Source organism: Seohaeicola nanhaiensis (assembly GCF_042654245.1).
Lineage (GTDB): Bacteria > Pseudomonadota > Alphaproteobacteria > Rhodobacterales > Rhodobacteraceae > Seohaeicola_A > Seohaeicola_A nanhaiensis.
Genome location: NZ_JBHSGI010000004.1, coordinates 83794 through 109835 on the forward strand (window position 1 = coordinate 83794; position 26042 = coordinate 109835).

Sequence of the window (26042 nt, forward strand, 5' to 3'; positions counted from 1 at the left end):
GAAATCCCGTCAAAAAAGAGGAGTGAGGATCCGGGACAGGATTTTGAGCGACCCGGAACCCCTTGGGGCACCGCCGAAAATCTAGCGTGTCGCCTCGCTCACCGCGGCCACGATCTCGTCGACCGTGCGGGTCAGGATCGCCTCGTCTTCGCATTCGGCCATCACGCGGATCAGCGGCTCGGTGCCGGATTTGCGGATCAGCAAACGGCCCTTGCCCGCCAGCGCCGCCTCGGCCCCGGCGATGGCCGCCTTGACCGCATCGGCCTCCAGCGGCGTCTGACCGGCGGTGTAGCGCACGTTCTTCAAAAGCTGCGGCACCGGCGCGAACTGCCGCGCCAGGGCGCTGGCCGGCTGGCCCGAGCGGACCATCTCGGCCAGGAAATGCAGCCCCGACATCAGCCCGTCACCCGTGGTGGCATAGTCGGTCATCACGATATGCCCCGACTGCTCCCCCCCGAGGTTGAAGCCGCCCTCGCGCATCCGTTCGACGACATAGCGGTCGCCCACGGCGGTGCGCTCCAACCGCAGCCCCTGCCCAGACAGAAACCGTTCGAGCCCCAGATTCGACATCACCGTCGCCACCAGCGCGCCGCCGGTCAACCGGCCATCGGCGGCCCAGCGGCTGGCCAGCAGCGCCATGAACTGGTCGCCATCGGCAATCGCGCCCGTTTCGTCGATCATGATCACGCGGTCGGCGTCGCCGTCCAGACAGATGCCCACGTCCGCGCCCTGCGCCACCACCATCTCGGCCGCCGCCTGCGGCTGGGTCGACCCGCAGCCACGGTTGATGTTGTGACCGTCCGGCGAGACTCCCATCGGGACAACCTCGGCCCCCATCTCCCACAGGATTTCCGGCGCGGCGCGGTGGGCGGCGCCATTGGCGCAGTCGACGACCACCTTCAGCCCGTCCAGCCGCAGATCGCGCGGCAGCGAGGACTTGATCCGTTCACCATAGCGGAAGCGCGCGTCGTCGATGCGCTTGGCGCGGCCGATACTGGCGGCCTCGGCGGGGTCGACGCCCGCGTCGATCAGCGCCTCGATCTCGGCCTCGGCCTGATCGGACAGCTTGAAACCGTCGGGGCCGAAAAACTTGATGCCGTTGTCCGGCGCCGGATTGTGGCTGGCCGAGATCATCACGCCAAGATCGGCGCGCATGGAGCGGGTCATCAACCCCACCGCAGGCGTCGGCACCGGGCCGAGCAGCAGAACGTTCATGCCGGTCGAGGTGAGGCCGGCGGTCAGCGCGCTTTCGAACATGTAGCCCGACAGGCGGGTGTCCTTGCCGATCACCACGCGGTGGACGCCGTCGCTGTCCCGGCGGAAGTAGCGCCCGACCGCCGCGCCGATGCGCAGCGCCATCTCGGCAGTCATGGGATGGGAATTGGCCGTCCCGCGCACGCCATCGGTTCCGAACAGTTTTCTGGTCATACCTTACCTCACCGCTTCCCACAGGCGGACGGCCTGGACCGTCTCGCGCACGTCGTGCACCCGGAGGATTTGCACGCCTTGCGCCAGGGCTGCAAGCCCCACGGCGATGGAACCGGGGGCGCGGCGGTCGGCCTTGGGTTCGTCCGACAGCGTGCCGATGAAGCGCTTGCGCGAGACGCCCAGCAGGATCGGCGCGCCGAGGCCGTGGAACAGGGCGATGTCCTTCAGCAGCGCGAGGTTGTGGTCCAGCGTCTTGCCAAAGCCGATGCCGGGGTCGGCGAGGATCCGGGCGCGCGGAATGCCCTGCGCTTCGAGGGCCGACAGGCGCGCTTCGAGATGGTCGTAAACGTCGAGCAGCACATCGTCATAGCGGGGCGCGGCCTGCATCGTCTCGGGATCGCCCTGGGCGTGCATGACGCAGACCGGCAGCCCGTGTTGGGCACAAAAGGGCGCGAGCGTCGCGTCATGGGAGAAACCGGAGACATCGTTGATCAGATCGGCCCCGGCGGCCAGAGCGGCGCGGGCGACGGCGGTCTTTCGCGTATCGACCGAGATGGCGATGCGGCTGGCGGCGCGGATGCCTTCGATCACCGGCAGGATACGGGCGATCTCTTCCTCTGCCGGCACGGTCGCGGATCCGGGCCGGGTGGATTCGCCCCCGATGTCGAGGATCTCGGCCCCGGCCGCGACCATGTCGAGCGCCCCGGCAATGGCGGCCTGGGGGTCAAGGTGGACGCCGCCGTCCGAAAAGCTGTCGGGGGTGACATTGACGATGCCCATGATCCGCGGGCGGTTCATCGAGAGGTTCAGCACCGGTGGCCGGACCGCAGTCAGCCGGGCCAGCGCGCCGGGGTCCACGGCGTCAGCCGGAACCACGGTCGGCTGGGCGTCGCGTGACAGGCGTTCGGCATGGGTGAACCAGAGCGGGCCGCCGCCGAGCAGCCGCGCGCCTTCGGGCCGCGCGGGACCGTGCTGGAGCAGCGGGCGGAACCGGATCAAAGCCGCTCCTGCGTGACCGGCACGGCGCGCAGCGGCACGCCGGGGTTTGCGGACAGCTCGGCGCCGACGACCAGCATCTCGCCGGCCGAAAAGGTGGCAGCGAACCAGGCGGCAAGCCCCACGGCATCGGCGGGTCCGACCGTGGGGCCGTCGATGGCGTCGAGCACGATCTTGGAGGGCGCCCAGACGCTGATCTGGCGGTGTTTCATCGCCCAGTCGAGTTCGGTGCGGGTGGCGACGACGACACAGCGCGGATCACGTGCGGCCAGCACCCAGGCGTTCTGTTCGATCGCCAGCAGGTCGATGCGGCGCTGGGTCATGCGGTGTCCGGTGCGCGGCAGGGGCTGGTCGTGCGGTCCGACGCAGAGGATCAACGGGCGGTCGGCGTGTTCCATCTGGTCGAGCCAGCCCGCCAGCAGCGGCGAGGCGATGGCATCGTTCGACAGATACATCAGCCGGGGATGCGGGCGGTCGTCGTCCTGCGGGGCGCTCTGCGCGGTCTTGGAGCGCACGATCTCGACTCCCAGCGCGCCGGGGCCGCGATCCAGCTTTTCGATCCGCACGAAGGCGCGCACGGCCTGGGGTTCGAGAAGGATGCGCTCGGCAACCCGCTCGGCCAGGGTTTCCAGCAGGTTCAGCCGTTCCGCGGCGAGTTCGTGGGCAATCGCCTCGGTCACCCGGTCGTAGCTCAGGATGCGGTCGACGTCGTCGTCGACCGGCTCGGCCAGCGGTCGGACCTCGACCACCACGTTGAAGGCGATGCGCTGGCGCTTGCCGCGTTCGGACTGGAAGGCGCCGATGTCGACCTCGACCACGTGGTCGCGCAGTGAGATGCGGTCGAGCGGACTATCAGGGGCGCTGGCCTCGGCCCGTTCGGCGGGATGCGCGAAGGCGAGGCGGATTTCATGGCTCATCGGCGGGGCCTTTCCTGTTCTGGGCGGACCCTAGGGCGCAAGGGTCCGGTCGGACGGTCCACGGACGCCGTCCCGGCGGCCAAAAGCGTCAGGCGACGCGGAACCAGCTCATCATGCCCGCAGCGGCATGTTCGAGCATGTGGCAGTGCAGCATCCAGTTGCCGGGGTTGTCGGCCACCATCGCCACCTGCACGGATTCGCCCCGCTGCACAAGCAACGTATCGCGCCAGGGGCCAAGGGTGCCATCCCCGCCGATGGCGCGGAAGTGGTGGCCATGGGTGTGCATGCCGTGGGCGAACATGGTGTCGTTGACGAAGGCGATGCGCAGAGTCTCGCCCCGGGCGGCGTCGATGAAGGGCTCGTGCGCCATGTCCACCTGCCCGTTCAGCGCCCAGAACTTGCCAAGCTGGGCCAGTTCGCGGGCGGGCATCGTCGTCGTGCCGAGCGTGGCCTCGGCCATGCCGCTCATCATGCCGCCCATCAGACGCATGGTGTGCAGCGGCGCGGCGGCGGGGTTGGCGATCTCGGGCATCGCGTTGGGCGGCAGCGGCGCGGGCGCCGGACGTCGGGTGGCACTGCCGCCGGCGACCGCGAAGCGCATGAGCCCATAGCCGCCGTCCGGTTCGATGCTGAGCAGGTCGGCGGCCTCGCCCGTCACGTCGACGATCAGGTCGGCGCGCTGCGCCGGGGCCAGCGAGAAGGCACCGGTGACCGGCACCACGGGATCGAGCGGCATCCCGTCGAGCGCCACCAGCCAGCCCTCCAGCCCGTTGAGACCGATCTCGAACACGCGGGAATTGGCGACATTGGCCAGCCGCAGGCGCAGCCGCTCGCCGCGCGCCACAGTCAAGGACGGATCGAACTGGCCGTTCACGGTCAGCAGATTGCCGAGCCGGCCCTCGTGCGAGAGGTCATGCATGTTGTCGAAATCACCGCTGAGCGCGGCGGTCTCGCCTTCCAGCCGCCAGTCGTCGATGGCCAGCGGCAGGTCGTGGTCGACGTCGGGACGGTCGGACTCGTCGACGATCAGCATCCCGTGCAGCCCGCGCGCCACCTGTTCGTTCGACCGGTTGTGCGCATGATACCAGTAGGTACCGGCGTCGGGGGCGACAAAATCGTAATCGAACCCCTGCCCCGGTTCGACTGCCGCCTGCGTCAGATGCGGCACCCCGTCCATCGCGTTGTCGATGCGGATGCCGTGCCAGTGCACCGCCGTCGCCTGCGGCAGGTCGTTGACCAGCCGGCGCTGGATCCGCTCGCCCTGCGCGACCCGGATCAGCGGCCCCGGCGCGGTGCCGTCATAGCCCCAGATCTCTGTCTCGGGAAAATCGCCCGGCGCCAGCTTTTGCCGGCCGGGCCGCGCCTGAAGCAGCGGCAGCGGCGTGGCGAGGGCAAAACGCGGCGGCAGCGCGGCCGCGGCAAACGATCCAAGCAGGGCACGACGGGTCAGAGGCATGACGGGACTCCTTGTCTGGACATCCCAATACTCTGGCGCGGCGCGCACGTCATCCTTCGGGACAGGCCGATCACGCAAATGTCGGAGAGGCGGCCAGGGTGGGTTCGGGGGCTCTGCCCCCGCCGCCCGTGCCGGGCGGCCCCCCGAGGTATTTGTGAACCAGAGAAGACTGGAGCGCGTGCGTCACTCGTTGCTGGCGGTGACGTAATTGCCGTTCTTGTAGAAGACATGCACCCCGATCCGCGCGGTCTGGGTATAGACCCGGGCCCAGCTCGGGCGCACGGCGAGGGTGTGGTAATGCGTCGCCCCGCCGGTCAGACCGCCCGACAGGCCGTCGATCACGGCGCGCGCCACCTTGGCGACCTGCCGGAAGGCCTGAGGTTCGGCGATGACATCCTTGTGCCCGTCGCAGGTATAGGTGAACTGGCACTGGTAGAGCCGCCCGGTGCCCTGCTTGACCACGCCGCAGGGCGTCGTCGGATAGCGCGCGCTCTTGACCCGGTTCATGATGACCTCGGCCACCGCGAACTGGCCCTTGACCGTCTCGCCCCGCGCCTCGAAATAGAGCGCCTCGGCCAGGCAGCGCCACTGCGCGTCGCCCTCGGCATCGGGCTGGCTGTCGAGCCAGCCTTGCGAGTAGGTCATCGGCTCCGGGCGCACCCGCGCCCGCGGCTTTGAGACCGTGAGCATCGACTTCAGGTGACGGTCCGGCATGCTTGCCAGTGTCGCCTGTTCGCGCTGGAACAGGTCCTTCAGCTTGGCATCCGCAGACACGGATCCCGGCAGACAAAAGCTAACGGCCATCGCGGCCGCGATCAGTATTCGGTTCATGGCTACCCCCAGGGAACGGCCCTTTTTGCGGACCCTTCGGCGCTATGCGTCGGGATGCGAATAGACGGTTTTCGTCAATTGGTCCACATTTGGGCGATTCGGTGGCGGAAAGCGGCGAATTTACGCGCGTTCACTTTCTTCCGCGACCGCGCCATTTCCACAACATCTGCGCAAGGGTCGACTTGTGGTCGCCCATCTTGTGGTTGATGGCCAGTTGCGCCGCCGCGATCCGGGCGACCGGAACGCGGAAGGGCGAGCAGGAAACATAGTCGAACCCGACCTCGCGGCAGAAGGCGATCGATTCGGGATTGCCCCCGTGTTCGCCGCAGATCGAGAGGGTGATTCCCGGCCGCCCGGTGCGGCCACGTTCGGCCCCGAGCTTGAGCAGCTCGCCGACGCCGTCCTGGTCGAGGACGTGGAAGGGATCCTCGCGGAAGACGCCCTTCTGCACATAGGTCGACATGAACCGCCCCGCGTCGTCGCGTGAGAGGCCGTAGGTCATCTGCGTCAGGTCGTTGGTGCCGAAGGACATGAATTCGGCATGGGCCGCGATCTCGTGGGCGCGCAGCGCGGCGCGCGGCGTCTCCATCATCACGCCCAGGCGATAGTCGAAATCCTGGTGCCGTTCGGCCCGCACCGCAGCGGCGACCGCATCGACGCGGGCGCGCACCAGCTCGACCTCGCGCTTGGCCGAGACCAGCGGAATCATGATCTCGGGCACCACCGGCGCGCCGTCCTGGCTGGCCTCCAGCGTGGCCTCGAAGATGGCGCGGGCCTGCATGTCATAGATCTCGGGCACGGTGATCCCGAGGCGGACGCCGCGCAGGCCGAGCATGGGGTTGTATTCCCCCATCTCGGCCACGCGCCGGGTCACGTCGCTGACCGGCAGCCCCAGCGCCTCGGCCAGTTCGCGCTGGCCGGTGCGCGAGGTGGGCAGGAATTCGTGCAGCGGCGGGTCGAACAGGCGGATGCAGACCGGCTGGCCCTCCATGATGCGGAACAGCTGGACGAAATCGTCGCGCTGCATCGGCAGCAGCCGTTCCAGCACGGCGGCGCGGCCGGCCGGAGTTTCGGCGAAGATCATCTCGCGCATGACGACCAGGCGGGCCGGTTCAAAGAACATGTGCTCGGTTCGGCAGAGGCCGATGCCGCCGGCGTTGAAGTTGCGCGCGGTCTGGGCGTCCTCGGGCGTGTCGGCATTGGCGCGGATGCCGATGTCGCGTTCGGCGTCGGCCCAGCCCATCAGCGTCTGGAAGGCGTCGTCGAGCGCGGCCTCGAGCATCGGCGGTTCGCCGACCAGAACCTGCCCGGTGGTGCCGTCTATGGTGATCACGTCGCCGCTGCGCAGGATGCGGCCGTCGGGCGCCTTGATCTGCTGGTTCGGGATGTCGAATTGCAGCGCCGAGGCGCCGACGATGCAGGGCAGGCCCATGCCGCGGCCGATCACGGCAGCGTGCGAGGTGATGCCGCCGCGCTCGGTCAGAACGGCGACCGAGGCGTGCATCCCGCGGATGTCCTCGGGCGAGGTCTCGCGGCGCACCAGCACGCAGGCCTCGCGCCGGGCGGCGCTGGCCTGGGCCTCGTTGGCGGTAAAGACGATGCGGCCCGAGGCGGCGCCGGGACTGGCGGCGATGCCGGTGGCCAGCACGTCGCGCGGCGCGGTCGGGTCGACCTGGCGGTGCAGCAGTTCGGTCAGCTGGTTCGGCTCCACCCGCATCAGCGCTTCCTGCGGGGTGATGATCCCGTCCTCGGCCAGCCGCACGGCGATGCGCACGCTGGCGCGCGACGAGCGCGGCACGCGGACACCGTCGAGGATATGGACCTGGCCGCCCTCGATGACGAATTCGACCTGCATCTCTTCGCGCAGCTTCTCGCGCATCAGCGCGGCATTGGCCTTGAGCTGGGCAAAGGCCTCGGGCGCCACATCCTCCAGCGACGGCCCGCGCGGATCCTTTTCGAGGTAAAGTGCCGCCGCCCCTGCCCCCAGCGCCTCGCGGTGCTGGCTCTGGCTGAGATAGCGGCCGGTGATCTGGGGCATCCCCGTCACCGTGTTGATCAGCTGCAGCACGCCCGAGCCGCATTCGCCCTGGCCGAACCCGGGGATCATCTGCTGGACCACCAGCCCCAGGCCGGCATCGGCTGGCGCGCCCTTGGCCTGGCGCAGCAGGCGCGCCGAGGTGCCGTCCCAGGCCCGCGCCATGGAACGCAGCACGGCCGAAAGCTGTTCGCCCGGGTCCTGCGGGAAGGGTTCGTCGGTTTCGTCCTCATAGGCGCGTAGCATCGCGGCGAGGCCCGCGCCGTCCTGATCGGCGTCGTCGAATTCGTCGGGGTCGAGCCGGGCGACGTGGACAGCGTAGGACTGCACGAACCGCGCATAGATCGCCGCCGCCGCCTCGGGTCCGAGGGTGGCCGACAGGTCGCGCTGGCGGGCGGCGTTCATGCCGATGTTCAGCACCGCGCCCGGACCGCCCCAGTCGGGGTCTTCCGAAGAGGGCCGCACGCAAAGCAGCGTGTCCGGCGGGAACTGTTCCACGATGCCGGCCACGTCGGGCATCTGGCCCTCGGCGATCTTGCGCACAGCGTCGAAGGACAGTGCCACGGTCAGCGGCACCGGCAGGTCGAGCCGCACCAGCCGTTGCAGGCATTTCGCCCGCCCCCCGTGGGTTTCGGTCTGCACCTGCGCCTTGGGCGTGATCAGCGTGGTATGCGGGTTATTCTGCACTGCGGCACCTCGGAACTGCCCATGCACCATAGGCCCGCTGCGCCGCCGCGCAAGGGTTGCCTTTGCCCCTATGCCGTCGCCCTAGCCCTCGACGCGGGTCAGGTCGGCGACGGCCGAGCAGACCTTGCGGATCTCGCTGAGCAGGTTCAGGCGATTGCGGCGGATCACGGCGGAATCGTCGTTGATCTTCGCCGCTTCGAAGAAGGCGTCGATGGGCGCGCGCAGGGCGGCCATGGCGGCGACGGCGGTGGCGAAATCCTGTTGCTCCAGCGCGGGCCGGATGGCCTTTTCGGCCTCGGCCAGCGCGTCGAACAGCGCGGATTCCTGCGGCACCTGCGCCAGCTTGCGGTCGGCGCCGAAAGAGTATTCGACGCCATCGGTCTCTTCCGCCTGGGTCAGGATGTTATTGGCGCGCTTGAAGCCCTGCAGCAGGTTCTCGCCCTCGGGCGTGCTGAGCACGGCATTCAGCGCCTCGGCCCGCTTGACCAGCGGCGTGAGGTCGTCGTTGCCGGGCATGGCCAGGCAGGCGTCGATGATGTCGTGGCGGATGCCCTGGTCGCGGAGGTAGACCTTGAGGCGGTCGTGGAGGAAGGCTAGGAGGTCGTCAGATGTTTCTTCGTAGTCGCGCGACTCTGGAGTTGGGAGCATGTCGAGGTGAGAGTGGAAAATCTCCCAGAGTTTGATTGATTTATCGGAAACCAACCGAATAACCCCCAACGCCGCCCGCCGCAGCGCGAACGGGTCCTTGCTCCCCGTCGGCTTCTCGTCGATGGCCCAGAAGCCGGTCAGCGTGTCGATCTTGTCGGCCAGCGCGACGGCGACCGAGACAGGCGCGGTCGGCACGGTGTCGGACGGCCCGAGCGGCGAGTAATGCTCCTGCGCGGCGGCGGCAACTTCGGGGTCGCCATCGGTGGCGGCGATGTAATAGCGGCCCATGACCCCCTGAAGTTCAGGGAATTCGCCCACCATTTCCGACCGCAGATCTGCCTTGGCCAGCCGCGCGGCGGTTTCGGCCTTGTCCGGGTCAGCGCCCACCATCGGCGCCAGTTCACGGGCCAGCGCCGCGATGCGTTCGATGCGCTCCGCCTGTGACCCAAGCTTGTTGTGGAAGGTCACGTTCTGAAGGCCCTGCAGCCAGTCCTTCATGCCCGCCCTGGCCACGCGCAGGTCGTTCTCCCAGAAGAACCGCGCGTCCGACAGCCGCGCCGACAGCACGCGGCGGTTGCCCGCCAGCACGGTCGCGCCATTGTCCGCCGTCTCTCGGTTCGCCACGGTGATGAAGCGCTCGATGCGGCCCGTCCTGGGGTTCTTCACCGAGAAGAACTTCTGATGCTCGCGCATCGAGGTCTGCAGCACCTCCGCCGGCAGGTGCAGGAACTCTTCGCCGATCTGTCCCATCAGCACCACCGGCCATTCGACCAGCCCGGCGACCTCGGCCAGAAGGCCCGCGTCCTCGACCACCTCCAGCCCGGCGGCGAAAGCCATCTGCTGGGCGTCGTTCCAGATGTGCTCGGCGCGCTCCTGCGGGTTCAGGACAACATGGGCGCGCTTCAGCTTTGCCGCGTAATCCTCGAAGGACGATACGGAAAACCGCCCCGGCGCCATGAATCGATGACCTTCGGTGGTGTCCCCCGAAACGATCCCGTCGATATCGAGCGGCACCACCTCGGCGCCCGCCTCGGTGGTCAGGATGCAGAGGATCGAATGCAGCGGACGGACCCAGCGCAGCGTCCCCGACCCCCAGCGCATCGACTTGGGCCAGGGGAAATTGCGGATCGTTTCGGCCAGAACCTCGGCGATGATCTCGGACGCGGCGCGGCCCGGCTTGTCGATCACGGCAAACAGCATCGCGCCCTTGGGCGTGTCGCGCTCCTCCAGCTGGTCCCGCGTCAGGCCGGTGCTTTTAAGGAACCCCTCGATGGCCTTTTCGGGCGCATCCGCGCGCGGCCCCCGCCGTTCCTCCTTCAGCGCGGGCGAGGCGGCCAGCAGCCCCTCCACCGCCAGCGTCAGGCGGCGCGGCGTGGCAAAGGCGGCGGCGGCGGCATAGGTGAGGCCAGCCTGCACCAGCCCCTCGGTCACGCGCGCCTTCAGGTCGTCGGCGGCGCGCGCCTGCATCCGGGCGGGGATTTCCTCGGAGAAAAGCTCAATCAGCAGGTCGGGCATCAGGTGCGTCTTTCGGTTGATCTTCGGGGCGGGCCGGGCATTCCTCGCCCACAACGGTGCCGTCATAGGCCTTGCTGCCGCAATCGTTCAGGTCGTTCCAGACATAGCCGCGCCCGTCTTGGGTGATCGCGACGATCTGGTCGACCCCGTAGTGAATGTTCTTGTGCCCGAGGAAGGCGATGGCGGTCCCGGCCTCGAGCTCGGCCGCGATCTTCTCGGCATCGAAGCAGTCGAACCAGCCGGGGCCGGTCCTGGGCTGCGGTTTCGTGGCCGCGACATAGGTCTCGCTGAGCAGCGCCTGGGTCATCGTGGTGGTGAAACAGGCGCGGTAGCGGATCGGCGAGCTGTCGGCGTCGATGGCGCGGAAGTTGTCATAGAGGATCGGCTCGGGCTCCTGCGTGGCGAGGCTGACCAGGGTTACGTCCTGCCCGGGCACGGCCTGCACCTCGGTGTAATAGCCGTAGACCTGCAGGTAATAGAGCGCCCCGCCCGCAATGGCTCCTGACAGGATCAGCACGATTGCTATGACCTTTCCGTTCACGCCGCGTATCCGCCTGCCTTGGTGGTGACGAAGGCATCGGCGCACTGCTTGGCCAGCGCGCGCACCCGGCCGATATAGGCCTGGCGTTCGGTAACCGAGATCACGCCGCGCGCGTCGAGCAGGTTGAAGATGTGGCTGGCCTTGATGCATTGGTCATAGGCCGGGTGGGCCATGACGATGCGCTTGCCGGTCTTGGGGTCGTTGGCGGGCTGGTCGAGGATGGCGCGGCACTCGGCCTCGGCCTCCTCGAAGTGACGCAGCAGCACCTCGGTATTGGCCACGTCAAAGTTCCAGCGGGCGTATTCCTCTTCGGTCTGCCTGAAGATGTCGCCATAGGTCAGCGGGATCGGCGACTGCGGATCGTTGAAAGGCATGTCCATGACGTGCTCGATGCCAAGCACATACATGGCGAGACGTTCCAGACCGTAGGTGAGCTCGCCCGAGACCGGCGTGCAGTCATGCCCGCCGACCTGCTGGAAATAGGTGAACTGGCTGACCTCCATGCCGTCGCACCAGACCTCCCAGCCCAGGCCCCATGCGCCCAGAGTCGGGCTCTCCCAGTCGTCCTCGACAAAGCGGATGTCGTGCAGCGCCATGTCGATACCGATGGCTTCGAGGCTGCCCAGATAGAGGGCCTGCAGGTCGGGCGGCGAGGGTTTGATCAGAACCTGATACTGGTAGTAATGCTGCAACCGGTTCGGGTTCTCGCCGTATCGGCCGTCGGTCGGCCGCCGCGAGGGCTGGACATAAGCCGCCGCCCAGGGCGCGGTGCCAAGCGAGCGCAGCGTGGTGGCCGGGTGGAACGTCCCTGCCCCGACCTCCATGTCGTAGGGTTGCAGCACGGCGCAGCCCTTCGAGGCCCAGTAGGCCTGGAGGCGCAGGATGATTTCCTGAAAGGATTTCGGGGCGTTCGTCGTCTGTGTCATCGTCTTGGTCCTGCGCCGGTTCCGCGCAGCCCGGGGCCGCGCGCGGCTCCTTCCTATGCGCAGCGTGGGATGCGGTCAACGTCATGCGGTCACAGAGGCAACAGGGCGCGATTTTGGGCCCGAAGGGCATGGCATTCGCGCATGTTTCCTGATTATCTGCGCCGGATGTTGACAACGATTATTACGGGACGAACGATGAAAAACCTGATTGCCGCGGTCATGGTGCTGCTTGCCCTGACCGCGACCAGCGCCTCTGCGCAGACCGGCGACGATGTCGTATGGGTTCAGATCGAAGCGCATCCGAGCCTGCGGGTCGCCCAGGAACGGGCGCAGCTTTATTCCTCTGTGCTTGCCGATGTGAACGGTTTCGCGCTTGGCGGAAGCTGGTACGGGATCGTGCTCGGCCCCTACAGCCGGGCCGACGCCGACCGCGTGCTGCAGGTCTATCGCAGCCAGCAGCAGATTCCGCAGGACAGTTTCATCGCCTATACCCGCAACTTCGGACAGCAATACTGGCCGGTCGGCGCGAATGCCCTGGCGCAGACGCCGGTGACGCCGCCGACCGAGGCGCCGGTGGCCGAGAGCGCCACGCCGACGCCGGTGACCGAGGCCCCTGTGGCCGAGGCTCCGGTCGCCGAGACCCCTGCCCCGCAGCCGGAACCGACAGTCGCGGTGCAGCTGCCCGAGCGCGATCTTGAAAGCCCGGCCGAGGCCCGCCGGTCCGAGGCGGCGCTGAGCGCGGACGAGCGCAAGGCGCTGCAGATCGCCCTGGCGGCGGCAGGCTTCTACAACTCGTCCATCGACGGCGCTTTCGGCGCCGGCACCCGGCGCTCGATGGGGGAATGGCAGGCGTTCAACGGGCTGGAAGCGACCGGCGTCCTGACCACCCGACAGCGCCAGATGCTGATGGACCAGTACAACGCCCCGCTGATCAGCGTCGGCATGGCGCCGCACACAGATGCGCAGGCCGGGATCAGCATCGACATGCCGATGGGCGAAGTCACCTTTTCCCGCTACGAGCCGCCCTTCGCCCATTACGACGCCAAGGGCGACCTCGGCGCGCGGGTGCTGCTGATCTCGCAGCCGGGCGACCGCAACACGCTCTATGGTCTTTATGACATCATGCAGACCCTGGAGATCGTGCCGCTGAACGGCCCGCGCGAGAAATCGGGCGACAGCTTCACGTTGGAAGGCCGCGGCAGCAAGATCGTCTCCTACACCCAGGCCTCGCTGCAGAACGGTGAAATCAAGGGCTTTACCTTGATCTGGCCGACCGGCGACGAAGAGCGGCGCGCGCGTGTCCTGGCGGCGATGAAAGCCAGCTTTGCCCGCACCACGGGCGTGCTGGATCCGGCGGCCGGGGCCGACAGCGAGCAGCATATCGACCTGGTGTCGGGGCTCGAGGTGCGGCGGCCGAAGATGTCGCGCTCGGGGTTCTACATCGACTCCAAAGGCACCATCGTGACGACGCTGGAAGGCGTCCAGCAGTGCGGACGGATCACGGTCGAGCAGGATCACCGCGCCGAAATCGTGGCGCAGGATTCAACGCTGGGCGTGGCCGTGCTGCGCCCGACCGATCCGCTCGCGCCGATCGCGGTGGCCAAACTGCGCGAGGATACGCTGCGGCTTCAGTCCGAGGTGACGGTGTCGGGCTATTCCTACGAGGGCGTGCTGGGCGGGCCGACGCTGACCTTTGGCACCCTGGCCGACATCAAGGGCCTGAACGGCGAGCCGGAGCTGCAGCGGCTCGCACTGGCCGCCCTGCCAGGCGATGCCGGCGGGCCGGTCATCGACATCAGCGGCGGGGTAATCGGGATGTTGCTGCCGCCCCCCGCAGGCAACCGCGTTCTTCCCGAGAACGTCAGCCTGGCGGCCGATGCTTCGGCGCTGAAGACCCTGCTGGCAACCGCCGGCGTGACCCCGACCGAAAGCACCGACCGCGGCGCGATCAGCCCGGACGAAATGAACCGCCTGGCCGATGGCATGACCGTTCTGGTCAGCTGCTGGGAGTGAACGGAAAGCCCCCGCGCCTTGCTGGGCGCGGGGGCTTTGACCTTTGATCTGCTTCAAAGCGTGGAAGGTCAGTCGCGGATGACGCTGACGTCTTCCCAGGGCAGTTCGATCACGCAGTGCAGACCGTCCGGCATCAGCTCGCGCCTGAGATGGCCGCCCAGCTGGCGTTCGACCATCAGTTCCTGGAGCTTGGATCCGAAACCGATGTCCGACAGGCCGTCGACATCGATCGTTTCAGGGCAGGTTTCCGTCCAACGGATGCACAACTGGTGTTCCGGCGTCAGCTCCCAGTGAACCGAGACCTTGCCGCCGATGTCCTTCAGCGCGCCGTATTTGGCGGCGTTGGTCGCCAGTTCGTGCAGCACCATGCCAATCGCCTGCGACGCGTCCGAGGTCAGCTCGATCTCGGGGCCCTCGAGGTCAAGCTCGGTCTTGTCGTTGCCCTTGTAGGGGGCAAGCTCCTGATCCAGAATCTGCCGCAGGGTGACCCTCTCCCAACTCCGGTCGAGCAGCAGCGAGTTATTGCGCGACAGCGCCGCGATGCGATCCAGCAGCTTGGAGCGCATGACATCCGGGGCCTCGACACGCGACAGCCGCACCATGGCCGTCACGACCGCCAGCAGGTTGCGCGAGCGGTGGTTGATCTCGCGGTTCATCAGCGTTGCCCGCTCGGCCGCGCGGCTGCGCTCCATCATCATCATCATGCGGGCAAGCACCGCTTCGACCGTTTCGATGTCGATCGGCGTCCAGTGGCGCGGGCGGTAGGAATGGACAAAGAGAATGGCCACCGTTCGGCCGTCCTCGACCCATGGCACGGCAAGGGCAGCGGCACAGCCGAGCTTTGCAAGAATGTCGCACTCTCGCGAGTGTCGTGTTTCATCGGTGCCGTCCAAACGGATCACATGACCGTCCAGGAGTTCGTTCCAGATGTCCTCGTAAAAGGGGGCACCGCCGGACGTCTCGATGATGGGGGCAATGCCCTTGGCGGACCATTGCGCAATGATGGGAAACTGGTTGTCGCTCCCGCTCGACGCGATACGCAGACCGACGCGATCAGCGACCAGCTGCTCGCCCAACAGTTCCAGCGATCGCGCGCAGACCTCTTCGATATTGGAATTGTTACGGTAGAGGTCGCTGAGGTCGAGCAGCAATTGCGCCTTTTCATGCTGCAAGACCTGTCGTGTGGTCTCACTGCCCGAATTGAAGATGCCGCCGATGGATCCGTCGTCCAGCAGGATCGGCGTGAAATTATAGGTCCAGTAGGTTTCCTCATCGACCCCGAACCGGCGCATGGGCAGCAGCTGGTCCTGCAGATGAACGCCCTGACCCGTTGTGATGACCTGGGCGAATTGCGGCTCGATGATGTGCCAGATGTCGGACCAGACCTCTTCCGCAGGCTCGCCCAGGCAGGCCGGATGTCGCGGACCCGGGATGTCGGACCAGCTGTCGTTGTAGAGCAGGCGTAGTTCGGGGCCCCAGTAGATGCAGGTCGGAAAGGCCGAATTCAGCGCGATGCCGAGCGACAGCCGCAGGGCCGGCGGCCAGGTTTCCGGAGACCCGAGGGGGTGATCGCTCCAGTCAAAGTCGCGGATTCGCGCTGCCATTTCGCTGGGGCCGGAGAGAAACGAGGACTTGTCGTGGTGGGGCGACTGACGGCGAAGCAACGCATTCTCCAGGAGGGATAACAGGCAACGGGCGCGCGACACGACCCATCCGTCCGGCCGACCGTCACCGGACGACGTTATGACGCAAAGGATTTGCCACGCAATGCAAATCGCGCGGGGACGCGCGTAAACCAACGGACGGCCGCGGTTCCCGCAGCCGCCCGGATTTGTCAGCCAAGCGCGCTGTTGCAGCGGGCACAGACGCCGGGATGCGTGTGGCTGCCGACATCGGGTAGGATCTTCCAGCAGCGCTGGCATTTCTCACCCTCGGCCTTCTCGAACACCACGCCGACGCCGTCGACCTCGGGAAGCCGGAAGGCCTCGGCCGGGGCCGGGTCGGCGGTCAGTTCGATCCCCGAGGTGATGCAGATATCCTCGAAGCTCGCGGTCTTCAGTGCGGCAAGAGTCGACGCATCAGCGACATGGACCACCGGTGCCGCTTCGAGCGAGGCGCCGATGACCTTCTCGGTGCGCTGCACTTCCAGAGCGGCGGTCACCACGCGGCGGACCCGGCGGATCGCGCTCCACTTCTGCGCCAGCGCCTCGTCGCGCCAGCCGGCCGGCGTGGCGGGCATGTCGACCAGATGCACCGAGCTGTCGTCGCCCGGGAACCGTTCCAGCCAGACCTCTTCCATCGTGAAGACCAGGATCGGTGCAAGCCAGGTGGTCAGGCGGTGGAACAGCAGATCCAGCACCGTGCGCGCGGCACGGCGGCGGGCCGTGTCGCCGTCGCAATACAGCGCATCCTTGCGGATGTCGAAATAGAAGGCCGACAGATCCACCGTGGCGAAAGTGAAGACCGCGCTGAAAACGCCCTGGAAGTCGAAGGCCGCATAGCCCTTGCGCACCGTCTCGTCCAGTTCGGCGAGGCGATGCAGCACCCAGCGTTCCAGCTCCGGCATCTCGGTCGGCTCGACCCGGTCCTTCTCGGAAAAGTCGTTCAGCGAGCCGAGCATGAAACGCATGGTGTTGCGCAACCGGCGATAGCTGTCGGCGACACCTTTCAGGATCTCGGGCCCGATGCGCTGGTCGGTGGTATAGTCGGTCTGCGCCACCCAGAGCCGCAGGATATCGGCGCCGTATTCGTCGACGATCTTCTGCGGCGCGATGATATTGCCCAGCGACTTGGACATCTTCATGCCCTTCTCGTCGAGCGTAAAGCCGTGGGTCACCACATTCCGGTAAGGCGCGCGGCCGATGGTGCCGCAGGCCTGCAGCATCGAGGAATGGAACCACCCGCGATGCTGGTCGGTGCCTTCCATATAGACGTCGGCGATCCCATCCTTGGTTCCATCCGGACGGTCGCGCAGCACGAAGGCATGGGTCGAGCCGGAATCGAACCAGACGTCGAGAATGTCGAAGACCTGATCATAGTCCCCGGCATCGTGATCGCTGCCGAGAAAGCGCTCCTTGGCCCCAGGTTTATACCAGGCGTCCGCGCCTTCGGCCTCGAAGGCCTCCAGAATGCGAGCGTTTACCTTGGGATCACGCAGCAGGAAATCGGGATCGGTCGGCTGTGCGCCCTTCTTGGTGAAGCAGGTCAGCGGCACGCCCCAGGCGCGCTGGCGCGACAGCACCCAGTCCGGGCGCGCCTCGATCATCGAATAGAGCCGGTTGCGCCCGGTCTGCGGCGTCCAGTTTACCAGCTTGTCGATGCTGGTCAGCGCGCGTTCGCGGATGGTCTTGCCATAGGTGTCCTGCCCGTCGTTGCAGGGACGGTCGATCGCGGCGAACCATTGCGGCGTGTTGCGAAAGATCACCGGCGCCTTCGAGCGCCAGGAATGCGGGTAGCTGTGCTTGATCTTGCCGCGCGCCAGCAGGCCGCCGACCTCGATCAGTTTGGCGATCACGGCGGCGTTGGCGTCGCCTTCCCACGATCCGTTCTTGGCCTTGGACCGCAGGATGTGCTTGCCGCCGAAGAACGGCAGATCCGCGCGGAAGGACCCGTCTTCCATCACGTTGTAGGTGATGACCTGTTCCAGCATCCCGAGATCGCGGTAAAGCTCGAATTCCTCCATCCCGTGGGACGGTGCGCAGTGGACAAAGCCGGTGCCCTCGTCATCGGTGACGAAGTCGGCGGCGCGGAAGTCGCGGGGCGCGTCCCATTCGCCATTGCCGCCTTCGGCCCCGGCCAGCGGGTGGATCAGCGTCATGCCCGACAGCTGCGCCGGGGTCACATCGCGGACACGGCGATACATCGTCTCGTCCAGCCGCGCGCGCGCCATCACGTCGGCGGCGCGGTCGTCGGCCAGGATGAACCGGTCGCCCACATTGGCCCAGCATTCCTCGGGCGTGCCCGTGACCTCGTAGAGGCCATAGGCAATCTTCTCGCCAAAGACGACGCCCTTGTTCGACGGCATGGTCCAGGGCGTGGTCGTCCAGATGACGACATATGCCCCCTCGAAATCGCGCGTGGCGGCGGCCTTGGCTTCGGCCACCGCCTGGCTGTCCTCGGCGCGGGCCTCTTCCCCGGCCACATCGGCATCGGGCAGGTCGAAGTCGGAAACGCGGAACTTCACCCAGACGGTCGGGCTTTCCTTGTCGTGGTATTCCACCTCGGCCTCGGCCAGCGCGGTCTGTTCCACCGGCGACCACATCACCGGCTTGGAGCCGAGATAAAGCGTGCCGTTCATCAGGAACTTCTGGAATTCCTCGGCGATCACGCGCTCGGCGTGGAAATCCATCGTAAGATAGGGATCGGCCCAGTTGCCGGTGACGCCCAGCCGCTTGAACTCTTCGCGCTGGATGTCGACCCAGCCCTCGGCGAACTTGCGGCATTCCTGGCGGAAGTCGACCACGTCGACATCGTCCTTGTCCTGCCCCTTCTCGCGGTATTTCTCCTCGATCTTCCATTCGATCGGCAGGCCGTGACAGTCCCAGCCGGGGATATAGCGGCTCTCATACCCCATCATCTGGTGCGAGCGCACGATCATGTCCTTGATCGTTTTGTTCAGCGCGTGGCCGATGTGCAGGTTGCCGTTGGCATAGGGGGGGCCGTCGTGCAGCGTAAAGGGCGTGCGGTCGCCGGCCGTGGCGCGCAGGCGGTCATAGATGCCGATCCGTTCCCAGCGGGCCAGCCACTCGGGCTCGCGCTTTGGCAGGCCGGCGCGCATCGGGAAATCGGTTTTCGGCAGGTTCAGGGTGTCTTTGTAGTCAACGGTCTCGGCGCACATGGCGGCGTCCTTCGGATGGTCTGTCGGGAGCGGTTTGGTCGGTGCGATGCTCGGACACCTTCGCCCGGCGCCTGTTATGTCAGAGCGCCGGGGTCATAATTCGCCGTGGAATGCGGAAACACCTGGTCATGGCGCGCTTATAGGCGCGCGGCTGGGGGTGGTAAAGTGGGGAAGGCATCGCCCTGCCCGCAACGGAAACGGGCCGGCGCGAAGGCCGGCCCGTCCCGCATTGTGCGCTGACGCAAGGAGGAACGTCAGAACACGAAGTCGCCCGAGTCGACCATCGCGGTGGTCACGTTCTGCAGCAGGATGTGGGTATTGCCGAACGAGATCATCGACGACGCGCCCGCCTGAGCCTCCGCGACCGTCACATCGTCGAAACCGATCCCGAGGGCCGAGAGGTTGATCAGGTCAATCCCATCCTCGAAGTCGCGGATCAGGTCGCGGCCTTCGCGCATGTCGGTGTAGATGAACTCGTCCCATCCGACGCCGCCTTTGAGGATATCGCGTCCGTCACCGCCGGTCAGGAAATCGTTGCCGTTCTGGCCCACCAACCGGTCGTTGCCCTCGCCGCCCCAGATCGTGTCGGCGCCGAGATTGCCGAACAGGAGATCGTCGCCGGCGTCGCCCAGCATCACGTCCGCGCCCTTGCCGCCACGCGCGGTGTCATTGCCGTCGCCGCCGGCCAGACGGTCGTTGCCGGTGCCTCCGAACAGCTGGTCGTTGCCGCCATCGCCCCGCAGGACATCGTTCTCGCCGCCGCCATAAAGGCGGTCATCGTCCGCGCCGCCATTCAGGCGGTCGGTGCCGCGATAGCCAAAGACGACGTCATTGCCGAGGCCCGCGTCGAGTACATCCGCGCCACCGGTCAGGCGGAAGGTGTCCGAGGCGATCTGGAACTGGTCCTCCAGCAGGTCGAGCGCCTGGCGAAAGTTGGTTCCCTCGATCTCGCCCGCGGCGACGGGCAGCAGACCGACATAACCGTCCTGCATCCCGTTGATCTCGCCCCCGGTTCCGGCGCCAAAGCCCGAACCGACCACCTGGCCGTGAATGACGATCTCGCGCAGGGCGAGCGGCATCAGATCCTCGGCCGTGTAGGAATTGCCCGAGACCGGGCTCATGAAATTGCTGTCATCGGCCAGGTTGTAGCTCTGGATGAAGGTCAGCTGACCATTGGCGTCGGGCATCGGCAGGTCCTTCGCCGCATCGACCAGCGGCAGCAGGATGTCGCCATAGGCGGCGAGGCCTTCCAGCACCTCGACAAAGCCGTCGCGGTCCGCGTCGTCGGCAATGACCGGCATCCGCGCGTCGGTCGGGTTGCCATCGGCGTCGAAGGTGCCGTGCACGTGCTGGGCGTGCTGGACACTGGGGGTCAGCCCCTCGGCGGTCATCGAGATGTTGAGATAGCGGGTCCCGTCCATCTCGGTGTTGATCGACAGCACGGCGGTGCCGGTCACGCCGGAGTTGTTCATCGCTGCCAGATCGACCGACCAGAAGGCATCGGCGCCGCGCAGGAATGTCTCGTAGGATGCGTAGGATGAGGCAAGATGGGCCATGACGTGTACTCCCTGTTTACATGTTGCAACAGGGCAGTCACGGGCGGGCGTCCGAGTAAGTTTCAGAAATATGCGCGGCGGGTCATGACATGACCGTTACCGGCGCGTGATCGCTGCTCAGCCCTCGGACTTGCCGAACAGGCCCGTCAGAGCGCGCCGCACGATCCCGCGCACCGAGGGGCGGCGGCCGGGCCCGAAGGGCAGCGGACGGCAGACCTCGATCGCGGCAACCCCGACGCGGGCGGAAAGCGCGCCGTTCACCAGCCCCTCGCCGAACCGGCGCGACAGCTTGGTGAGAAGCGATCCGCCCAGGATCGGCTCCAGAAAGTCGTCGCCCACCGCCACGGCGCCGGTGGCCACGAGGTGGGTGAAGACCGCGCGGGTCAGCCGCCAGCTGCCGATCAGGCCCGAGCGGCCGCCGTAAATCTCGGCGATGCGGCGGATCATCCGCAGCGAGGCGGTCAGCGCGGTGACGACATCGGCCAGCGCCAGCGGCACCAGCGCTGTAACCGTCGCCACCTGCCGCGCGGCCGCCTCGACCTCGCGGATCGCCGCCCGGTCCAGCGGGTCGAGCAGCTCGGCCTCGGCCAGGTGCAGCACGGCCGAGGCGTCGAACTGGTCCTCCATCCGTTCGGCCAGCCGGTCACGGCCCCAGCTGGTGTCGGCACGGTGGCCGTAGAAGGCCACCAGCCGGCGCGCGACCTCGCGGGCGGCGGCCAGATCGGCATCGGCCAGCGCGCTGTCGGCGGCGCGGCGCAGGCTGTCGATGCGGCCGAGGCGCGAAATCGCCACCAGTTCCCGCAGCGCGATCAGCAGCGCGACGACCAGCAGCGCGACAAAGATCGCCGTCACCGCCCAGCCGATCACCGGCATCCGGTTCAGCAGCGACAACGCAAAATCCCAGGCCGCGAGCGAGATCACCGCGCCAAGCGCGGCGGCGACCAGCCCCCAGAACCAGCGCGCCAGCCGCGAGGACGGGCGTGCCGCGACACGGGCCGCCATCACCATGGCCTGCCCGCGCGCCTCGGTCAGGGTCGGCGCGTCATCGGGCACCGGCGGGGCGTTGGCGACATCGGCGGCCTCGTCGACGTCGATCAGGACCGGACCTTTGCTCATATCGCCTCCTCGGGCCAGACATAGGTCAGGCCGGGCAGATTGTCTTCGGTGGTTTCGGCCGGCCCCGCCTCCACAAAGCCCTGCGCGCGATAGAAATTGCGGGCGGCGGTGTTCGGCTCGACACAGCGCAGTTCCAGCCTGTCGCGTTCCGACTTGGCCTGTTCGATCAGCAGGCGTCCGGCCCCCCTGCCCTGAACCGGCGCGGCGACATAAAGGGCATAGACCTCTTCCCCGTCGAGCGCGAGAAAGCCGCCGACCCGGCCGCAGAGTTCGGCCACCGTGCACCAGCCGCGCGCGACCATTTCGGCGCAATAGCCCAGGCATTCGTCAAGGCTGTAAAGATAGGGCATCCAGTCGTGCTGATGCTGGAACTGCCAGAGGATCCGGGCCATTTCGGGGGCATCTCCGGGGTCGGCCGGGCGCAGGACGAGGCTCACAACCGGTCTCCGATCAGGAATTGCGCGGCGCGGTCCAGCCGGATGTGCGGTGGCCCGTCGCCCGGGCGCAGCGTCATCGGCGCCGGGGCGAAAGCCATCGACTGGAACCCTTCCAGCGTGCTGTCGCCGGCGAGGATATGCGAGGGATCGGCGGGCAGTTCGCCCGGATAATAGGCCGCCTGCCGGCCGTCCTTCAGCAGCCGGCCCCGCACCATCTGCAGCTTGGTGCCGTTGTGCTCGCGCTCTTCCTCGGTCGTGGCGCGCAGGGCCGCGATCGCCATTGCCGCCGTCTCGGCCCCGGCAAAGCGCGCGCGTTCGGCCGCCTGTTTCACCAGCGCCTCCATCAGCTGGGTCAGCCGGGTGTGCTGGGTGTAATGCAGGTGGTCGGCCTTGGTCGCGGCGAAGAGGATCTTCGACACCCGGTGCCCGCCCAGCAGGCGTGTGAGAAAGGCGGCGCGGCCGGGGCGGAAGGCCCCCAGCGTCTCGGCCAGGGTGGCGCGCATGTCGGCGACGGCCGCCGGGCCGCGCTGCAGCGTGCCCAGCACATCGACCAGCACCACCTGCCGGTCGATCCGCGCAAAGTGATCGCGGAAGAAGGGCTGCACGACCTGCGCCTTGTAGGCCTCGAACCGCCGCTCCATCTCGCGTGCGAGCGAGCCGCGCGGCGCCTTGGACGGCGGCAGCGGCGCGAAGGTCAGCACCGGCGACCCGGCCAGTTCGCCCGGCAGCAGGAAGCGCCCCGGCGCGAGGTCGGACCAGCCGGCGGCGCGCGCGGCCTGAAGATAGGCGGTAAACGTCGCCGCCAGCGCCTGCGCGCGCGGCTCCGCCAGCTTCGCATCGGCGTCCTCGGCCTGCGCCAGCGCGAAATATTCCGCCGCCTCGGGGCGGCTGGCCAGCTTTTGCAGGGTCAGCGCCGACCAGTCGGCATAGGATTTCTCCATCAGGGCGAGGTCGAGCAGCCATTCGCCGGGATAATCCACGATATCCAGATGCAGCGTGCGCGGCCCCTGCAGCCCGGCCAGCAGACCGTTTGGCCGCACCTTGAGGGACAGGCGCAGTTCGGAAATCGTGCGGGTGCTTTCCGGCCAGTGCGGCTCCGGCCCGGTCAGCGCGGCGATGTGGCTTTCATAGTCGAAACGCGGGACCGTGTCGTCCGGCTGGGGCTGCAGATAGGCGGCCACGATCCGCCCCTCCTGCGCCGCGGCAAGGCCCGGCATCCGCCCCCGGTCGATCAGATTGGCGATCAGCGAGGTGATGAACACCGTCTTGCCCGCCCGCGCGAGCCCGGTCACGCCCAGGCGCAGCACCGGTTCGAAGGCGCGGCCCGTCACGAGATCGCCCAGACGGTCGGCAGAGCGCACCACGCCGTCGGCTATTGCTGAGATCACCACGCTTGGACGTTCCTCTTGCCTGTGCGGTCAAGATAGGGCCGCGTGAAGGCCGAGGGAAGAGGAACGAACCGAGGGAGCGGCTTCACCGGTCCGATCAGTAAAATCCGATCACATCGACAAGATCATCCGTCATCTTGAAATTTGTGAGATAGACATAGTGGCTTTCGGTAAATTTCAGCAGATAGCCGGCCTCTTCAAAATCCCAATGTATCGCCTGACCATTTCCCGGCGTGAAAAAAGCCCGGTGTCCTGCAGGCAATGCATAGGCGTCCGCCACGATTTTCTCAGCCGCAAGGGTAGGTTCAAAATTAGCATCAAAGATAATCTTGTCTTCTTCGACGTTCAGGCCATCAATCGTGTCGACCTCAACTGAAATCCTGTAATCGACGGATACCTGCATATCGAGTGCGACGACCCTTCCCGGCCGCCGAGTCTCGCCCCCGATATTAAGGATAACCTCTAATACATCATCAGTTGCAACCAGGGATGTCGCGACCTGGCGGTCCATGATTTCCAGGGCAAATTGACTCAACGATCCTTCGTTCGTGCGCTCCAACGTCACGCGATACTGGCCATCCTGATCGAAATTCAACCAGAAACTGTCCCTGTCCCACCGTTGATTTGGATCAAGCGTTCCTAGAAGGGTCTGGCCAACCGAAATCGAAAAGGCCGAAGCGGGCAAAGCTCCCAGAAGATATCCAGGCAGGTCAATTTCTTCTTTTACCACGACACTCATATTGTCATTACCATTTAGCCGCCATTCATTTTCCGGATGACATTATATGGAATCGGACGGCTGTCCATGACGGATTCGTCGGATTTACTGCAAAATCCGAGCTATTGAACGAGGCGCAGTATCGCTCACCCCATCACCGCCCGCATCAGTTCCGGCGCGTCGAACCGTCGCCGTCCACCGCTCTCGGCGGCGTGGATCAGGCGGACAAGGGCGTCGTTCACCGGTGTCGGGTGGCCACAGGCGGCTCCGATGCGGCAGATTTCGCCGTTGATCGTATCAACCTCCGTGGGCCGGCCCGCGGCAAGGTCGGCGGCGAGCGAGGTCATCGAGGCCGGATCCAGCCCCTGCCGGTTCAGCACGACGCGCCGGAACAGCCAGTCGGGCGCGCGCAGGACCGGAATGCCGATACGCGGGCTGGTCGGGCCGACCTTGTCCCACCGCACGCCGGCCGCGGAATAGGTCGCCAGCGCCTCGGCCAGGGCGGCAGCGTAGACGCGGCGGTAGCCGCGCTGCATCAGCGTGTCATAGAGCGACAGCCCGCTCAGCGCATTGACCGCGCCGACGAGGTTCAGCAGCAGCTTGCCATGCTGGACCCGCACCAGATCCTCGTGCAGGTCCAGCCGCGCGCCGGTTCCGGCAAGCCAATCGGTGAGGTCGTGGCGCTCGACCGCGATCTCGCCCGCGCCGGTGCGGTGCAGCGTCGCCGGACCGCTCCAGACGATGTTGAAGGGCACCATTCCGGCGATCACCGCACGGTCGGGAAAGCGGGCGCGCAGGCGGCGCACCGGATCAAGGCCGTTGAGCAGCGACAGGAGCGGCGCGTCGGAACGCGCATGGGTGGCGATCTCCTCCATCGCGGCATCGAGCGCATGGGCCTTGACCGCAATCACAACCGCATCGGCATCCGCCATCGCCGCCCCGTCCTCGGCCAGCGTCAGGGGCCCGGCCGCCATGCCATCGGCCCGCAGCGGTTCCGCCCGCAGCGGTACCAGCACACGCGCCCGCCCGATCAGGGTGATCTGCCCGCCCGCCGCCGACACCGGGCCGGACCAGGCCGCGCCGGCATAGCAGCCTATGGCCCCGGCCCCCAGGATCGCGATCTTCATCGTCATGTCCTTGCCCTCCTCCGGCGGATGCGGTCTAGCACGGAACCGCGCCCCTGTTGATCCCTTGCCCGCCCCCTGCCCCCGCGCTACCAGAGCGCCATGCCCCGCTATGCTCTCAAGGTCGAATACCACGGCGCCCCCTTCGCGGGGTGGCAGCGACAGGCCGACCAGCCCTCGGTTCAGGGCGCCGTCGAGGCCGCGCTGGCCCGGCTGGAACCGCGCGCCCATACCATCGCCGCCGCCGGGCGCACCGATGCGGGCGTGCACGGGCTGGCGCAGGTCGCCCATTGCGACTTGGCGCAGGACTGGACGCCGTTCCGCCTGTCCGAGGCGCTGAACCATCATCTGAAACCGCTGCCCGTCGCCATCGTCGATTGCGCCCGGGTGCCGGACGACTGGCACGCGCGCTTTTCGGCGGTCGAGCGGCGCTATCTGTTCCGCCTGCTGATGCGCCGTGCTCCGGCGACACATGAGGCGGGGCTGGTCTGGCAGGTGAAAAATCCGCTGGACGTCGATGCGATGCGCGCGGGCGCGGCGCATCTGGTGGGACGGCACGATTTCACCACCTTCCGCTCGTCCATCTGCCAGGCCGACAGCCCGGTCAAGACGCTGGACGCGCTCGAGATCGCGGCGGTCGATGGGCGCTCGGGGCCGGAGGTGCAGTTCCATCTGCGCGCGCGCTCCTTCCTGCACAATCAGGTGCGCAGCTTTGTCGGCACGCTGGAACGCGTCGGCGCCGGCGCCTGGGCGCCCGAGCGGGTCAGGACCGCGCTGGAGGCACGCGACCGCGCGGCCTGCGGGCCGGTCTGCCCGCCGCATGGCCTCTACCTTGCCGGGGTCGGCTATCCGGCCGATCCCTTCGCGCGATAG

General features: G+C 67.2%; 19 protein-coding genes. 2 read left to right on the forward strand and 17 right to left on the reverse strand.

Annotation, left to right across the window (positions count from 1 at the left end):
* Positions 1 to 81: 81 nt before the first annotated feature.
* The 9 genes from glmM to ACFO5X_RS06815 form a co-directional block, all read right to left on the reverse strand.
* Positions 82 to 1428, reverse strand: a complete 1347-nt coding sequence (gene glmM, locus ACFO5X_RS06775) for a phosphoglucosamine mutase (RefSeq protein ID WP_380716522.1) — start codon at positions 1426 to 1428, stop codon at positions 82 to 84.
* Positions 1429 to 1431: 3 nt separating this feature from the next.
* The gene (gene folP, locus ACFO5X_RS06780) at positions 1432 to 2427 is read right to left on the reverse strand and encodes a dihydropteroate synthase (protein ID WP_380716523.1); all 996 of its coding nucleotides are present in this window, start codon (positions 2425 to 2427) and stop codon (positions 1432 to 1434) included.
* On the reverse strand, positions 2424 to 3341 hold the full coding sequence (locus ACFO5X_RS06785) for a dihydroneopterin aldolase (protein ID WP_380716524.1): 918 nt from the start codon (positions 3339 to 3341) through the stop codon (positions 2424 to 2426). The genes folP and ACFO5X_RS06785 overlap by 4 nt, the downstream gene beginning before the upstream one ends.
* Positions 3342 to 3429: 88 nt before the next feature.
* On the reverse strand, positions 3430 to 4797 hold the full coding sequence (locus ACFO5X_RS06790) for a multicopper oxidase family protein (RefSeq protein WP_380716525.1): 1368 nt from the start codon (positions 4795 to 4797) through the stop codon (positions 3430 to 3432).
* A gap of 183 nt (positions 4798 to 4980) precedes the next feature.
* Positions 4981 to 5628, reverse strand: coding sequence for a cell wall hydrolase (locus ACFO5X_RS06795; protein WP_380716527.1), 648 nt, complete (start codon positions 5626 to 5628; stop codon positions 4981 to 4983).
* 130 nt (positions 5629 to 5758) lie between these two features.
* Positions 5759 to 8380: a putative PEP-binding protein gene (locus ACFO5X_RS06800; RefSeq protein ID WP_380716528.1), complete on the reverse strand. Its 2622-nt coding sequence runs from the start codon at positions 8378 to 8380 to the stop codon at positions 5759 to 5761.
* Between the two features lie 51 nt (positions 8381 to 8431).
* On the reverse strand, positions 8432 to 10513 hold the full coding sequence (glyS, locus tag ACFO5X_RS06805) for a glycine--tRNA ligase subunit beta (RefSeq protein WP_380716529.1): 2082 nt from the start codon (positions 10511 to 10513) through the stop codon (positions 8432 to 8434).
* Positions 10494 to 11054 carry a DUF6446 family protein gene (locus ACFO5X_RS06810; RefSeq protein ID WP_380716531.1) on the reverse strand — a complete coding sequence of 187 codons (561 nt, stop codon included), beginning with the start codon at positions 11052 to 11054 and terminating at the stop codon, positions 10494 to 10496. The genes glyS and ACFO5X_RS06810 overlap by 20 nt, the downstream gene beginning before the upstream one ends.
* On the reverse strand, positions 11051 to 11980 hold the full coding sequence (locus ACFO5X_RS06815; protein WP_380716532.1) for a glycine--tRNA ligase subunit alpha: 930 nt from the start codon (positions 11978 to 11980) through the stop codon (positions 11051 to 11053). The genes ACFO5X_RS06810 and ACFO5X_RS06815 overlap by 4 nt, the downstream gene beginning before the upstream one ends.
* Positions 11981 to 12175: 195 nt before the next feature.
* Between ACFO5X_RS06815 and ACFO5X_RS06820 the strand changes: the two genes are divergently transcribed.
* Positions 12176 to 13993: a serine protease gene (locus tag ACFO5X_RS06820; protein WP_380716533.1), complete on the forward strand. Its 1818-nt coding sequence runs from the start codon at positions 12176 to 12178 to the stop codon at positions 13991 to 13993.
* A gap of 68 nt (positions 13994 to 14061) precedes the next feature.
* Here the strand turns inward: ACFO5X_RS06820 and ACFO5X_RS06825 are convergent, their stop codons facing one another.
* The 8 genes from ACFO5X_RS06825 to ACFO5X_RS06860 form a co-directional block, all read right to left on the reverse strand.
* Positions 14062 to 15657, reverse strand: coding sequence for a sensor histidine kinase (locus ACFO5X_RS06825; protein WP_380716534.1), 1596 nt, complete (start codon positions 15655 to 15657; stop codon positions 14062 to 14064).
* A gap of 170 nt (positions 15658 to 15827) precedes the next feature.
* Positions 15828 to 18830 carry an isoleucine--tRNA ligase gene (gene ileS / locus ACFO5X_RS06830; protein WP_380716535.1) on the reverse strand — a complete coding sequence of 1001 codons (3003 nt, stop codon included), beginning with the start codon at positions 18828 to 18830 and terminating at the stop codon, positions 15828 to 15830.
* A 254-nt stretch (positions 18831 to 19084) separates the two neighbouring features.
* Complete coding sequence (locus ACFO5X_RS06835) at positions 19085 to 20386, reverse strand: calcium-binding protein (RefSeq protein ID WP_380716536.1); 1302 nt, start codon at positions 20384 to 20386, stop codon at positions 19085 to 19087.
* 117 nt (positions 20387 to 20503) lie between these two features.
* The gene (locus ACFO5X_RS06840; protein WP_380716537.1) at positions 20504 to 21502 is read right to left on the reverse strand and encodes a YcjF family protein; all 999 of its coding nucleotides are present in this window, start codon (positions 21500 to 21502) and stop codon (positions 20504 to 20506) included.
* Entirely contained in the window at positions 21499 to 21939 is a 441-nt protein-coding gene (locus ACFO5X_RS06845; RefSeq protein ID WP_380716538.1) for a GNAT family N-acetyltransferase, read from the reverse strand. The genes ACFO5X_RS06840 and ACFO5X_RS06845 overlap by 4 nt, the downstream gene beginning before the upstream one ends.
* Complete coding sequence (locus tag ACFO5X_RS06850) at positions 21936 to 23330, reverse strand: YcjX family GTP-binding protein (protein ID WP_380716539.1); 1395 nt, start codon at positions 23328 to 23330, stop codon at positions 21936 to 21938. The genes ACFO5X_RS06845 and ACFO5X_RS06850 overlap by 4 nt, the downstream gene beginning before the upstream one ends.
* Before the next feature lie 94 nt (positions 23331 to 23424).
* Positions 23425 to 24066 (reverse strand): hypothetical protein, encoded by a 642-nt coding sequence (locus ACFO5X_RS06855; RefSeq protein ID WP_380716540.1) that lies wholly within the window; start codon positions 24064 to 24066, stop codon positions 23425 to 23427.
* 125 nt (positions 24067 to 24191) lie between these two features.
* Positions 24192 to 25178: a 2-dehydropantoate 2-reductase gene (locus tag ACFO5X_RS06860; protein WP_380716541.1), complete on the reverse strand. Its 987-nt coding sequence runs from the start codon at positions 25176 to 25178 to the stop codon at positions 24192 to 24194.
* 93 nt (positions 25179 to 25271) lie between these two features.
* On the opposite strand from ACFO5X_RS06860, the gene truA reads away from it, so the two are divergent.
* The gene (gene truA, locus ACFO5X_RS06865) at positions 25272 to 26042 is read left to right on the forward strand and encodes a tRNA pseudouridine(38-40) synthase TruA (protein ID WP_380716542.1); all 771 of its coding nucleotides are present in this window, start codon (positions 25272 to 25274) and stop codon (positions 26040 to 26042) included.